This is a genomic window from Halobellus inordinatus (assembly GCF_024498335.1).
Classification (GTDB): Archaea; Halobacteriota; Halobacteria; order Halobacteriales; family Haloferacaceae; genus Haloquadratum; species Haloquadratum inordinatus.
Genome location: NZ_CP101826.1, coordinates 193,536 through 205,974, shown reverse-complemented (window position 1 = coordinate 205,974; position 12,439 = coordinate 193,536). Strand labels below are relative to the sequence as shown.

The 12,439-nt window shown below is 57.0% G+C and carries 14 protein-coding genes and 2 pseudogenes; 13 read left to right on the top strand and 3 right to left on the bottom strand.

Features of this window, described 5'->3' with window-relative positions:
• Positions 1–278: 278 nt before the first annotated feature.
• The 5 genes from NO362_RS14385 (at position 279) to NO362_RS14365 (ending at position 3,103) form a co-directional block, all read left to right on the top strand.
• Positions 279–530: an AbrB/MazE/SpoVT family DNA-binding domain-containing protein gene (locus NO362_RS14385; protein ID WP_256546750.1), complete on the top strand. Its 252-nt coding sequence runs from the start codon at positions 279–281 to the stop codon at positions 528–530.
• Positions 531–965 (top strand): PIN domain-containing protein, encoded by a 435-nt coding sequence (locus NO362_RS14380; RefSeq protein WP_256546749.1) that lies wholly within the window; start codon positions 531–533, stop codon positions 963–965. It begins immediately after the preceding gene.
• 303 nt (positions 966–1,268) lie between these two features.
• Positions 1,269–1,637, top strand: a complete 369-nt coding sequence (locus tag NO362_RS14375) for a UPF0175 family protein (RefSeq protein ID WP_256546748.1) — start codon at positions 1,269–1,271, stop codon at positions 1,635–1,637.
• Positions 1,634–2,140 carry a PIN domain-containing protein gene (locus NO362_RS14370; protein ID WP_256546747.1) on the top strand — a complete coding sequence of 169 codons (507 nt, stop codon included), beginning with the start codon at positions 1,634–1,636 and terminating at the stop codon, positions 2,138–2,140. The genes NO362_RS14375 and NO362_RS14370 overlap by 4 nt, the downstream gene beginning before the upstream one ends.
• A 54-nt stretch (positions 2,141–2,194) precedes the next feature.
• Complete coding sequence (locus NO362_RS14365; RefSeq protein WP_256546746.1) at positions 2,195–3,103, top strand: hypothetical protein; 909 nt, start codon at positions 2,195–2,197, stop codon at positions 3,101–3,103.
• Positions 3,104–3,178: 75 nt separating this feature from the next.
• Here NO362_RS14365 and NO362_RS14360 read toward each other — a convergent pair.
• Positions 3,179–3,628 (bottom strand): annotated as a pseudogene (locus NO362_RS14360) (zinc ribbon domain-containing protein); the annotation flags it as partial.
• 89 nt (positions 3,629–3,717) lie between these two features.
• Between NO362_RS14360 and NO362_RS14355 the strand changes: the two are divergent.
• Positions 3,718–5,133, top strand: coding sequence for an IS4 family transposase (locus NO362_RS14355; RefSeq protein WP_256546883.1), 1,416 nt, complete (start codon positions 3,718–3,720; stop codon positions 5,131–5,133).
• A gap of 137 nt (positions 5,134–5,270) precedes the next feature.
• A complete protein-coding gene (locus NO362_RS14350) occupies positions 5,271–6,509 on the top strand; it encodes an RNA-guided endonuclease InsQ/TnpB family protein (RefSeq protein WP_256546745.1) in 1,239 nt (412 codons plus the stop codon).
• Between the two features lie 41 nt (positions 6,510–6,550).
• Here the strand turns inward: NO362_RS14350 and NO362_RS14345 are convergent.
• Together NO362_RS14345 and NO362_RS14340 are read right to left on the bottom strand one after the other, a co-directional pair.
• A pseudogene (locus NO362_RS14345) lies at positions 6,551–7,354 on the bottom strand (RNA-guided endonuclease InsQ/TnpB family protein); the annotation flags it as partial.
• 166 nt (positions 7,355–7,520) lie between these two features.
• On the bottom strand, positions 7,521–7,880 hold the full coding sequence (locus NO362_RS14340; RefSeq protein ID WP_256546744.1) for a hypothetical protein: 360 nt from the start codon (positions 7,878–7,880) through the stop codon (positions 7,521–7,523).
• Positions 7,881–7,986: 106 nt separating this feature from the next.
• Here NO362_RS14340 and NO362_RS14335 point away from each other — a divergent pair, with 106 nt between their 5' ends.
• From NO362_RS14335 to NO362_RS14310, 6 genes are all read left to right on the top strand, one after another.
• The gene (locus NO362_RS14335; protein ID WP_256546743.1) at positions 7,987–8,958 is read left to right on the top strand and encodes a DUF7983 family protein; all 972 of its coding nucleotides are present in this window, start codon (positions 7,987–7,989) and stop codon (positions 8,956–8,958) included.
• On the top strand, positions 8,955–9,839 hold the full coding sequence (locus NO362_RS14330; protein ID WP_256546742.1) for a DUF7964 domain-containing protein: 885 nt from the start codon (positions 8,955–8,957) through the stop codon (positions 9,837–9,839). The genes NO362_RS14335 and NO362_RS14330 overlap by 4 nt, the downstream gene beginning before the upstream one ends.
• 148 nt (positions 9,840–9,987) lie before the next feature.
• Positions 9,988–10,278 carry a UPF0175 family protein gene (locus NO362_RS14325; protein WP_256546741.1) on the top strand — a complete coding sequence of 97 codons (291 nt, stop codon included), beginning with the start codon at positions 9,988–9,990 and terminating at the stop codon, positions 10,276–10,278.
• The gene (locus tag NO362_RS14320; protein WP_256546740.1) at positions 10,279–10,791 is read left to right on the top strand and encodes a PIN domain-containing protein; all 513 of its coding nucleotides are present in this window, start codon (positions 10,279–10,281) and stop codon (positions 10,789–10,791) included. It begins immediately after the preceding gene.
• 378 nt (positions 10,792–11,169) lie between these two features.
• Positions 11,170–11,709 carry a DUF7342 family protein gene (locus NO362_RS14315; RefSeq protein ID WP_256546739.1) on the top strand — a complete coding sequence of 180 codons (540 nt, stop codon included), beginning with the start codon at positions 11,170–11,172 and terminating at the stop codon, positions 11,707–11,709.
• Between the two features lie 92 nt (positions 11,710–11,801).
• Positions 11,802–12,266: a hypothetical protein gene (locus NO362_RS14310; protein ID WP_256546738.1), complete on the top strand. Its 465-nt coding sequence runs from the start codon at positions 11,802–11,804 to the stop codon at positions 12,264–12,266.
• The last annotated feature ends 173 nt before the right edge of the window (positions 12,267–12,439 follow it).

Below are 12,439 nucleotides of genomic sequence, written 5' to 3'. Positions count from 1 at the left end.
CACAGCGAGACTACTCCCCACAAAGCAGACAAACAGCGGCCCCAAGAGTGGAACAACGGACACGGTGGAGTGGATGCGCGCTGTGCATACGGACTGCCCTCGATGTCAACTACCCCGCCCTACTCGCGCTGACGCGCTCGTTGAGGACGGGGCTTGTCCATGAACTCGGCCTCGAACCCTTCCGGGTGGGCGGTGAATCCGTCGCTCGGCGTCACTGTTCCAGCTAAGTAGTGTGGCAGCACACTAGACTTTTCACGGCGGGGCACCTACCGGGAGATATGAGCAGTGACAGGATCGACGCCGAAAGCAAGGTGTCGGGAAACCAGGCAAACATCCCCGCCCGGATTCGCCGGGAACTCGATATCGACGACGGTGATCAGCTCCGCTGGCATCTCGAAGATGACGGGAGTATTCGGGTCCAAGTCATCCAACAGCAGACGGGCACGTTCGCCGACTTCGACGGTTATGATGGTGAGGAGCCGACCGATGTAACCAGTGATCACGACGCCTGGGGCGTCGACGTCGAGTAAATGCCACGCGCCCTCACCGACACGTCAGTCCTGTTTGCAGCCGCGTACAAGCAAGATAATTCACACGACGCCGCACTCCCGGTCCTCCGCGGCATCGACAATGGAACGCTCCCGGAGGCAGTCGTCCTCGACTACGTGCTCGCGGAAACACTCAACGGCCTCACGACCCACGCCGGCCACGACGCAGCCGTCGATCTCCTTGATCGCATCGAAGAAAACGCCCGCTTCCACATCGACTCACTCACCACCGACGCCCTCGCGACAGGGAAGGCCCTCTTTCGCCAACACGAACCGCTCTCCTTCGTCGATGCCTGCATTGTCGCGTATATGCAAACTGAGGGGCTCGGCTACCTGTATGCGTTTGACGACGATTTTGACGCTGTCGAGGATGTCTATCGGCTCGATACAGCCACAAATCCCTACGATCCGAAGTAAACTCCCCCACCCTACTCCCTCGGCGCTACGTGCCTCGGTCCTTGAGGGTGGGGCTTTGATCCGGCTTGCTAACGAAACGCCCACGCAATCGGCAGGGGTTGCTGAACCCTCATAGCGACGAACGTTCGGAACGCTCGGTTGCTCAGTTTCCTCGTTGTGCGGTCGTGAGTGCTATTGCTCATCATCTGAAGATAGTTCGTCGTCGAACAGTAACGTTTTCGACGCTGCAGGGAGGTAGCTGACGGCATATGGCATTCTGGCGCAGTTCATAAATAGTATGAAGTCGTAGTCACGGATAGAACGATGGCACGAATTACCGGCTCCTATCCAGACGATCTCGACCTCCTCATCGAGGGTGCTGTCGAGGCTGGTGTGTTCGGGGGCAAGAGCGATGCGTTGCGAGAGTTCGTGCGTGAATACTTCGAGGACCACGAGAACGAACGGATTGCAGCTGCGGTGGCCCTCTACGAACGCGAGCGAATCACACTCGGTGATGCGGCGAGACTCGCTGATGTCGACCGCTGGACGATGCGTGACATCCTCCGTGAGCACGGCGTTGAACTCCGACTCGGGCTTGTTGACGAAGACGACGCAACCTACGAGGTCGAGGCAGCACGTGAACTCGACTTCGATGATGAGGACTCGGCTGATGAGGAGTCACGTGCTAAATGACAGGTAGCGATCCCCCAGCGAATCCGAGCGTCTTGAACACGACTGTCCTCTCGAATTTTGCGTATATCGATCAGCTGTGGATCGTTGCAGGACTCTCCGGGATCTGTACGGTTCCAGTCGTTCGCGAGGAACTTGACCACGGCGTCGAGGACCATCCGTATCTTCAGTCAGCACTCGATGCACTTGATGACGAAATCCCAGTCGCGACGATTTCGGATACTGTCGCAAACAGAGAAGCCGTTGTTGGTGGGCATCTCGATCCCGGGGAAGCACAGGCATTCGCCCTTGCCGACGCACACGACGGTCGACTACTGACAGACGACGGAGATGCCCGATCGTTTGCGAAAGACCAGGGCGTGACCGTTGTCGGGTCGGTTGGTGTTCTGTTGGCTGCAATCGATGCTGGGAAGATCGATGAAGCGACTGCCGATGGGTGGCTGTCGACGTGGATCGATGAGATCGGTTACTACGTCCCGTATCGAACGGTTGCGGAGTATCGATGACGGATTGGAGTTCGAAACGCCTGATTAGTGTGCTCGTGAACACGTCTCTTACCGATGAGTGAAACCAGCAGACGGCTGTCCGAAGAGAGCGAACAACGGTTTCTGGACCTGTACGCCCATCTATTGGTGTATGTCAACGACCGATTCGATGTCATCGAAGACATCGAAACGGTCGCTGATCTTGAACAGCACTATACTGACGAGCTTCTCCCGCTCCGAAACACGCTGTACAACAAGTCGACGACGGACCTGATAGAAGACTTCGTTGAAGAGAATCCTCCCGACCTGTCGGAGGCTGATCTCGAACAGGTCGCAGCGTGGACTGACTTCGTCGCCGGAGAGTTCGTTGTCGTCCGCTTTCGAGAGGACGACGCGATCTTCCTCGATTGGACAGAACCACCGAAAGCATACGCAGTCCGTCCGGCTCGGCTTCCGTTCGCCGAACTGTGGGATGAATCCGCACTTCCAGTCCCGGTTTCGAGTGTCGTCCTGTTGCCATTCGAGGATCAGATCGTCTACGATGGGTGGATCGGGGTCAAGAACATCATCTTCGGGGGCTCGCTCAGCACTGACATCGAGGACGAGTACGAAGAGGCCAAACATCGCTTCGGCATCATCGACTCGCTTCCAGTACCCGAGGAAGACGAAAAGACGGACGCCGAGGAGTTGCGCTTCTACATAAAGAACAAGCGCAACCGAGAGCGATACGCGTCGGAGATCGAGAAGTTGCGGGAGAAAACCGACGAATTGGAGCGGATTTACCACCAGGAGATGGGGAAGGCACGAGCCCGAAGCTTGGGTCGCGAACTGCGCGAGTTGGAACTCAATGAAGCCTATGTAGCGATTTACGATGATCGGATCATCACTAGTGCCCCCTCCGAATCCGAAGTTCGCAAGCTACTCGAAGAGATTATGCCCGCTGGGAAGGCTGACCACCCCTACATCTACCACTTCGATCCGTAAACTACCCTACCCTACTCCCTCGGCGCTACGTGCCTCGGTCCTTGAGGGTAGGGCTTTGATGTGGACTCCCGGCAATCAGTCGTCAGCAATAGGCTGGTGACTCTCGCCGTTCAACATCCCACCATTCACACGCACGTCTACTGGTGCGTCTCCGCTCCCCGACGTGGGCGAGGAACGGAGTTTGTGTTGTCGCTTTCGAGCGTACCGCACGCCAATGTTCTTTGCAGCGTTATAATCCGCGTTCACTTCATACCCGCATTTCTGGCACTCGAAGTGTTCGCCGTGGCGGTTGCCGTCGTGCGTAAAGCCACAGTTCGTCCGAGAACACCGTTGGGATGTGTGGTTCGGCTCAACTTGCTCCACGGAGACCCCCTGTTCAGGGGCTTTGTAGGAGACGTACTCAAACAGGCGTCGGAACGCCCAGACGTGGTGCCACTTCGCCTGTGGAAGCCGCTCTCGAATGTCGCTCAACTCCTCGAACGCGATTACGTCGCAGTCGTGTTCGACGGCTTCCGTGACGATCTCATAATGACTGCAAGGCGGAAACCCGCGACTTTAGGCCTGTCTCTTACCCACAAATCCTATCGCCGTAGTTCGTGGAACCTGTGGCCAAGATGCAGAGCGGTTCACGAAGCCGGCGAGCTGATGTAGAAGAGGCTGAACTGTGTCAAACGGACGTCTCTGGCACAGTTCGCAAGGAGTTCAAGTCTGCTGAGTTTGGTGACGAACGGCTCACTGACCGATTGATGCAGGTCGGAGATCGGCTCGGCAGGGCACCTGCCGAGTCGATCCCTAACGCCTGCGAGGACTGGGCCTCCACAAAGGCTACGTACCGATTTTGTGATAACGAGCGTGTGGATCCGAACGAGATTCTTGATGCGCACAAGCGAGAACAACGCTCACGCGTCCGTGATACGGAGGAGCTTCTAGTTATCTCTGACACGACCGAGCTTGTGTTTCCGAGACATCCGTCAAAGGAAGGACTCGGTGACATCGGCAACTCCACCACGGATCTCGAAGGTGTCAAGGTTCACTCGACGATCGGAGTCGATCCACAGACACATCGTATGACTGGGGTCATCGATCAGCAGTCGCTGATCGAGGACCAACAGGCCAGCACCAAACACGACGCGAATGGGAAGGGTGAGCCGATCGAATTAGAAAGCGAACAGAAAAAATGGATTCGAGGGGACAGGCAAGCCAGCGACTGGCTTGCCGAGGATATTCGACCGATATTCATCCACGACCGAGGAGCCGATGCATTTGCGTTCTACCGCGAAGTTACAGACGAGCTAGACGCTGGATTCGTCATCCGTGCAAATCAGAACCGCTGTATTCAGACGCCGTCCGGAACGGACGGGCGTCTGATTGACTGGAGTGAAGACCTCCCCGAACAAGGTCGCACGTCTATCGAGATCGAACAAGGAAGTGGAAGAGAAGCTAGAGAGGCTGAGCTCATCGTCAAAGCCGGCTCGTGTGAGTTACTCCCTCCAAAGAACGATCCAACTCACACCGAGCCAGTCGAGGTAAACGTCGTACGAATCGACGAACTTGGAGAACAAGATGACCCGATTCAGTGGGTGTTACTCACCACTGAATCGGTCGCTACGTTCAATGACTCGCTGAGTGTGGTAGAGTCTTATCGCGCCCGATGGACGATCGAAGACTGGCACAAGGTGCTGAAAACTGGATGCCGAATCGAGGAACGTCGGCTAGAAACGTGGGAACGTATGGAGGTCTTGTTGAGTGTCTACTCGGTGATTGCGTGGAAGGTGCTGGAGTTGCGGGAACTTGCTCGGGGAGAGACATACTACTCACCTGATGTCCTTCTGAGCGAGACTGAACGGTCAATTCTGGAAACGAAATTTCCAGAATTGACCGACAACGAGGCTCAAGCGTACGCAATTGCGGTTGCGAAGATCGGCGGCTACCTTGACCGAAATTCCGATCCACCGCCCGGTTGGGAGACGATGTGGAAAGGCCTCAAGAAACTTCAGACCTGGGCGGAGGGATACGAACTGCACTCCTGAGACTTATGGGTAAGAGACAGGACTTTAGGCGCGGGAGGAAGCCGACAACACTGACACCATCCACGCTCGATGGCAGGACGACTCCCCTACGCCAATCCAAACCAATATAAATACTCTATTCTACATATGAAATGCAGATGGTGGAAGACTCACGCACTCGAACCGTTCCCATCAAGCTCGATGTGGACGAGAGTGCCGCTAACCTCCTCCACCAGACAACCGACCACTTCCTTGACTCCGCTAACTACGTCGTAAACGTAGCGTGGGAACCAGACTGGAAAATCACCAGCAAGCAAAAACTCCACGACCTCACGTACTACGATGTTCGAGACGACTCACCGCTCCCAGCCAATCTCGTGCAAGCTGCACGAAACCGCGCCGCAGAAGCCGTCAAAGGCTGTGTCGAACGTTGGAAGGAAGGCAAGAAAGCTTCGAAGCCACACTTCACGTCACGGTTCGCCAGCTACGACGCCCGAACCGTCACCGTCAACGACGACCACGCCACACTCGCCACCATCGACGGGCGAGTAACCGCAGAGTTCGTCCTCCCAGACAAACAGCGTGACACGCCGCACTCAGCGTACCTGTTCAACGAGGACTACGACGTGAAAGGAGCTACGCTTCACTACGACAAGGTTGAGGACTGCTTCTACCTTCACGTGCGGACAAAGCCCGCCGTGGAGAACGATGATGCCGATTCAGGCGATGCCATGCACGTTTCCGTCCTTGGTGTTGACCTCGGCATCACAAACATCGCAACCACCTCAACTGGACGCTTCTGGAGCGGTGGCGAACTCAACCACTGGCATCGAGAATACGAGACGCGTCGAGGCGACCTCCAACAGACCGGGACACGGTGGGCGCACGAGAACGTCCAGCGAGTCGGTCAAAAGCAAACCGGGCGGTTCGAGCAAATGCTTCACATCATCTCGAACGAACTCGTAGAGGAAGCTCTCGAAAACGACTGTACGCATATCGTGTTTGAGCAACTCAAAGGCATCCGCGAACGCTTGCCGTACGCGAAGGCGGTTCACAAGTGGGCGTTCCACCGGTTGTTCGAGTACGTCACGTACAAAGCCGAGTCTGAAGGGCTTGTCGTGAAGCAGATTAATCCGGCGCACACGAGTCAGCGGTGTTCGAAGTGTGGGTTCACTCACGAGGATAATCGTCCACAGAACAATGGGCAGGACGAGTTTGAGTGTTTGAAGTGTGGGTATGATGTTCACGCGGATTATAATGCGGCGAAGAATATCGGTTTGAAGTATCTCCGCGACCAGCAAAAGTCTGGGCGTGGAGGCGCACCCGTAGGCGTGCGCTTGAACAGCGGGACGATGAACGTGAATGGCGAGTATTCGCCTACTGTGTTACACAGTTAGAACGGGAGTCCACGCTGAATGCCACGCCCTTCAGGGCGTGGTAGCTTACTGGCAACCGTGTGGATGTACTGTTTGCGCCAGGCTTCTTCGCGCTTGCCGAGGCGAAGAAGCGCGTTGTGTGCGGCCTGCGTGCCGCGCCGTTGCATCTCGCCACGTCGCTTCTCGAACTCGCGGCACCAATGGTCATAGTCGTCCCCCTGCCAGAAGCGCCCCGTTGAGGAGACGGCGAGGCTGTTAACGCCGAGGTCGATACCGAGGACCGTTTGGTCAGAGTGCCCGGTATCTTCCGAAACCTCATCGTCACTGTCTGTCCGCCGCGTCGAAATGTTGAGGTAGAACTCGTCGGTGGTCGCGTCGTACCGAAGCGTACTCTCGCGGAACTCAAACTCCTCGGAGAGTACGTACCGCTCGTAGGGCGTCGGACTGTCTGCCGGAAGAACGAACGACGGTTCGACTCGACCCTCAACAGTTGCCAGCGACACCTTGTTCCGGTAGAAGGTCGCGCTCCGGGTGTCGTAGTCCATCGTTTCGGCGGTAAACGCCGGTTGAGAGACGCGCTGTCCCTTTTTCCACCGTTCGACACATGCTTTGACGGCTTCGACAGCGCGTTTGATAGCGGCTTGGACAAGTTGGGCCTGAAGGTCCGTCTCCTCTCGAAGTTCGGAGTAGAGCGCGTCACGGACCTCTCGCTTGTTGGTCTGACACTCAGTGTAGGAGGTGTCGGACCAACAGTAGTCGGCGGTTCGGTTCGCGCAGTACAGGTATTGTTCAGCGGTTCGGTCGAGTGCGTCGCGTTGCTCGTCGGAAACGGCGAGTTTCACGACGGCAGTTCGACGCACGCCCACAGTTTCAGAGAGTACCCGACGGTACTTATAGACTTGGGAGTCGATCGGTCGCAGTGTGGCGGTTGTGTCGTACCATGTCGGTTTCCTCCCCTCCCTACTCGCTCACTCCGTTCGCTCCTTGAGGTCGGGGGCTCCACCTCGAAAATGCTGAACGAGAGTCCACAACTTACGACTGGAGTTGCGTGACAGTCGATGCGATTTCGCTTTTGCTCGGGTCGCCGGAGAATTCGAATACTCTGTCCCCGACACCGAAGGCGTACCTCTGGTAGGAGACGTCAACGTGAATCCAGCATTCGACATCGCTGTCTGTCGCCTCATACTCGGCCGCACCTGTATTCTCTCCGTGCTTCAGCACATCGAGCAGGTACTCTTCGATACGTCGCGCATTCGAGATTCGCAAGAGATGGTCGGCAGCGACGTTGTCTAACACGTCCGCTGGGGTTCCGTACCCCTCGCCAATAAGATAGAACTCGCCGTCGTACTCGTGTGACTCGACTTGGACACGGAGTGCGTACGTCTCAGCCATATCGGTAGTTTCGAAGAGCCACGTATTAGACTGTCTGTTACAGAGACTGCCTGTCAGGGCCGCGTCGTGAACAAGATTTAGTCGGAATGGCGTACAACCACAATATATGTCGTTCACCGCCAGCTGGCACACGCTTCTCGAGGAGCTTGACGACCTCCCCGAGAGCGCGACGCTCATTACGCCGCTCTCTCATCGGCGATTTCGTATTACTGACGTGCAGGACGCTCGCGTCATCATTCAGTTCGAGGACAGAGACGAGACCCGGCCGCTCCAGCGCGACCAGTTCGAAACGCTCTATCGACGAATCAAGGACACTCCCGACGGGTTTGACCTTGATCGTCTCCCACCGGATGCCGATCCATACCCGGCGGTGTGGAGTGTCCATCCACGATTCGAGGTTGATGAGGATGCTGGCATCATCACACAATCGGAGGTTGCGACGGCAACGCAGGTGATGGGTGTAGAGCAGGAACCAACGGACGAGGAACGAACTGAACCCGACGGACTGGACGTCTACTCAGACGCCCTTCTCCTCATCGATGCACTCGAACGCCACGATGTAACTGACCTCCCTGAACTGGAGACCGACGCATTGGTGGATCTCTACACCCTGCTTTCGGATGTCCAGCGAGATGCCAACGAATTCCGCAAGGAGATCGCGGATGTCCTCCTCGCTCGACTCCATCACGATCGTCCGGTTTCCGGGCAGTATGGCTCCATCCAACGGACGAGTCGCCGCAACCGCTCGCTCAAAGACGACGAGGAGGTGCTGGAACGGCTCGAGAACGCTGGCATCGACCGCAAACGTGTGCTAAGCATTGACCGCTCGAAAGTCGATGAAGCACTTGAGGTCACCACGCTTTCGGAATCCGATGTGTACGAGGTCGAAGAGAGCGAATACGTTCGCAAAGCGGAGGTCGATGAAGACGTCAAAGAGTCCCGACTCCAGGGACTGAAAGACCGCCTTGCTGCCAGCGAAGACGATGAGGCGAACCAACTTCGCGAAGAAATCGAGGAGCTCGAACAGCGTATCGACGACCTCACCAGTTTCCGCACGGGAGCAGAGATGCAAGGATGACTGCCTACCGCTTTCGCGTCAAGTTCGATCCCGACCCGACATCACTGTGGCGGGATATCGTCGTCGGCGCGGACAGAACGATCGCCGAGTTCCAGTCGGCGATCAACCCTGCAATCGGGCTCGATCAGGGCCACCTCTGGTTCGTCGGCGACGACGAGGACTACTGGGACAGCGCTGTCAAATACCAGTGCCCGCAGGAGTACGAGGAGTCGCTTGGTGGTGATCCGATATTGCGTACCGAGCGGATCGAGAACGCCGGTGAGGTGACGATCGGTGAGATGACCCGCCAGCTCGGTCTCGAACAGTACGATCGCATCTGCTATCTCTACGACTACGGCAACGAATGGCGGTTCTACGCGATCTTGAAAGAGATTCGCAGCGATGAACCGAGTGACAAACCACCGGAGGTCGTGAAAGAGAAAGGCGAGTCCATCGACGATCAGTACGACGCGCCAGGAACCGGTGAAACCGATCCACCCCTCCCTGACCCACTCTATTCAGTGCTCCCTGAAACTGCGGTCCCCGTTGCGGATCTTCGTGAGTTGGAGAAACGAGATGATGTTGTCCACGTCATCCCACTACTCAGTATCGAAACGGGGTTCGGGGCGGTCTGCGAGCGGTTCGCGATTCAATTCGAAGAGAGGGGATACGTCCTCGAAAACTTCCAGCCGGGGTGGCAGGTCGTCGAGGAGGTTGACGGAGCAGACAAGACGGAGGAAGAGCTCCTCGCGGCCCTTGCGGACGCAGTGCGTGCATGGCACGCTGAAATCGCGGAGATCTCGGGAGTGATGACGGGACAGCATTTCGGCGAGGAGACTGTCGAAGCGATGCACGTGGAACTAGAAGCAGAACTCGAACGCAAGGGATACGGCCACCTGTAGGCTGCTCTCTTGACTCGGGCGATACCACGCATTACAAATCCGCTCTACCCGCTGTGGTCTCAAATTCCACATATAGAGACGTTACAAACACAGGGCTTCGCCAAATGCACCCGAAGCGTTTGTATACATTGCACACGAAGTAAACAATATGGGAACGATCTCGACACGTGTACCCGATGAGTTAGAGGCCGAACTCGAGGCGTATCTCGAAGACGAGAAGCTTGACCGAAGTACGGCCGTTCGGAAACTCCTCTCGGAAGGCCTCGAGGAGTGGCGTCGCGAACAGGCACTTGACCAGCTTGCAGCCGGCTCTATCACAGTTAGCAAAGCGGCCGAGGTGGCGGGGATGTCTGTCTGGGACTTTGCACAACTCGCCAAAGAACGCGATATCACGTGGGTGGCGGACGATCATCTCGACGCAGATCTCGAGGCGCTGTGAATGTGGGTCTTCGACGCCACACCGCTCATCTATCTCGCGAAAGTCAACCGGCTCGAACTCGTCCAGCATCTTGAAACATCGTGTGTAATCCCTAAGCGCGTCTACGAGGAGGTCGTCGCCACCGGCATCGAAGAGGGGTATCCGGACGCGCGGCGTATCGAGCGTCGCGTCGAAGCCGACACCTTCGACGTAGTGGCGGTTGAGATTACCTCGCTCTTCTCTCGGCTTCGGGATAATCGCAACCTCAGCGATGCTGATGTCGCTGTCCTCGCCTGCGCTGAGGCCCACGACGGTGTGGCCGTGATGGACGAAACCTACGGCCGTGACGTTGCTGCCGTTGAGGAAATCACAACCCGGGGAACGGCATATCTTGTGCTGAAACTCACGAAGCAGGGCGTAATCAGTGCCGACGAGGCACGGACAGTAATTGATGCGATGATCGATGAAGGATGGTTTTGTGCGCCTAACGTCTATATGAAGATCATCCAGAAGCTTGAGGTATTGTCGGAGTGATTAATGCAGGACGATGCTGGAAACGGCCCGCACCTACGTCGCCAAAATCAGTAAAGAGTGTTTGAGACCCGCCTGGCGGCCTGAATGCGCCGCAGCGGTTCAGTGGCGAAATCGAGAACTTTGTCGAGGACGTACTCTCTGAGTTGGTTGATTCATTATGTCGAGATCCGTTCTCTTGCGGGGTGTCTGTGACCTGAGGTCTTTGTCGATGTGGCACTGTCGCGTTGGCGATAGCTGAGTGGCATAGGGAAAAGGATGAACGCTCCCTCCCGTAAGGGATACAATCCGGCTCGGTCGCCGAAAGCTGCCATCGGAAATACGAAGTAGAATAGTTTGGCTGGAGGTAACATTATATTCTTTCGTAGCGTGGTGTAGGGTATGGCTGACTCACGTGATGGGGAAGACCAACCGGCGTATGTCTCCCGGTGGAAAGACGCAACCACGGGATTCGACCGAGTACGGTCGGTTGCATCATCGCTCGAGGAGCCGCGGACAGCGGTCTGGATCGCCGATGAAGCATATGTTTCTGAGCCGACGACGCGGAATCATCTCGAACGTCTTGTCGACCTCGGTGTGCTCGTCACCGGAGAGTCTGCACGGGGCAAGACGTACTATCCAGACCCGGTCTACACGCGCCTAACTGCGATACAGGAACTCGTTGCAGAAAACTCAGAAGCTGACCTCTCCCAACAGGCAACAGCCATCCAAGCGGATATCGAGACCTGGAAAGCGGCGTATGATGTCGAGTCACCGCGGTCGCTTCGTGCGTCCGTCACAGAAGATATCTCGGTCGAGGATGCCCAACAGCGACTGCGTACCGCGGCAGATTGGGAGTCCGCACAGTATCAACTTTCGCTGCTTCGGGACGCGATCGACCACTACGACACGTATACTGCCCGTCCGTCTGCCTCTGCATGACTGGCACGGACGAAACGGATACCAAGAGAGAGCAGGCTGTCGTCGATAGTGGGCCCGGCCGTCAGCCACAGCGACCGGATGGCGGTCGGGGGGTGACACAAGAAGACGTCGAGAAACGTCACCGAATTCTGCGATCGCTACGCGAACAACTCGAACACCATCCAGCCATTATGTCCGCGTGGGGGAGCCCGGACGGGCAGTATGCTGAACTTGAGGCGGACGTCGACCCAGCACAGTTCGGGCGCGGTGGGGAATCGGCATCGCTACGGGTGACGTGGCAGCCGAATCCGCACCTTCCACCGAAGACGAGTCTCGACGACCGCCGTCGGACATCACTCACGTCGAACTTCAAAATCCTCTACAGCGAGTCGTCAGGATTCGACTGCGGCGTCCATCTCGAACCGAACCCACACGTCGACGGCCACCTCCACTATCAGGAGCGGGCGTCACCAACCGATGAGTACGACTACGACGAAGTATCGCTTGCGGCGACAGCGCCGGCCGGTGTTCTCTGGGAGGCCCTCGAAATCATCGCCGATCGGCTTCGGCAGACATAGTATCAAATATCTGATTACCGATCAAGGGCCCAGAGTTCAGAAACAGCTCCGAACCCAAGGCGCTCTTCCCTGGACCGCTCGTCTCGACTCCCCACCGCAAGCGGCGGAGCGGCCCCTTCTCACGGGGGCCCGGAGCCGCGCAGGCCGCCGTCCCGGACGGCGGCCAACGAGAC

Coding starts and splice junctions, on each gene's coding strand:
- NO362_RS14385 (WP_256546750.1), top strand. CDS start 279: ATGAGCAGTGACAGGATCGACGCCGAAAGCAAGGTGTCGGGAAACCAG.
- NO362_RS14380 (WP_256546749.1), top strand. CDS start 531: ATGCCACGCGCCCTCACCGACACGTCAGTCCTGTTTGCAGCCGCGTAC.
- NO362_RS14375 (WP_256546748.1), top strand. CDS start 1,269: ATGGCACGAATTACCGGCTCCTATCCAGACGATCTCGACCTCCTCATC.
- NO362_RS14370 (WP_256546747.1), top strand. CDS start 1,634: ATGACAGGTAGCGATCCCCCAGCGAATCCGAGCGTCTTGAACACGACT.
- NO362_RS14365 (WP_256546746.1), top strand. CDS start 2,195: ATGAGTGAAACCAGCAGACGGCTGTCCGAAGAGAGCGAACAACGGTTT.
- NO362_RS14355 (WP_256546883.1), top strand. CDS start 3,718: ATGCAGAGCGGTTCACGAAGCCGGCGAGCTGATGTAGAAGAGGCTGAA.
- NO362_RS14350 (WP_256546745.1), top strand. CDS start 5,271: ATGGTGGAAGACTCACGCACTCGAACCGTTCCCATCAAGCTCGATGTG.
- NO362_RS14340 (WP_256546744.1), bottom strand. CDS start 7,880: ATGGCTGAGACGTACGCACTCCGTGTCCAAGTCGAGTCACACGAGTAC.
- NO362_RS14335 (WP_256546743.1), top strand. CDS start 7,987: ATGTCGTTCACCGCCAGCTGGCACACGCTTCTCGAGGAGCTTGACGAC.
- NO362_RS14330 (WP_256546742.1), top strand. CDS start 8,955: ATGACTGCCTACCGCTTTCGCGTCAAGTTCGATCCCGACCCGACATCA.
- NO362_RS14325 (WP_256546741.1), top strand. CDS start 9,988: ATGGGAACGATCTCGACACGTGTACCCGATGAGTTAGAGGCCGAACTC.
- NO362_RS14320 (WP_256546740.1), top strand. CDS start 10,279: ATGTGGGTCTTCGACGCCACACCGCTCATCTATCTCGCGAAAGTCAAC.
- NO362_RS14315 (WP_256546739.1), top strand. CDS start 11,170: ATGGCTGACTCACGTGATGGGGAAGACCAACCGGCGTATGTCTCCCGG.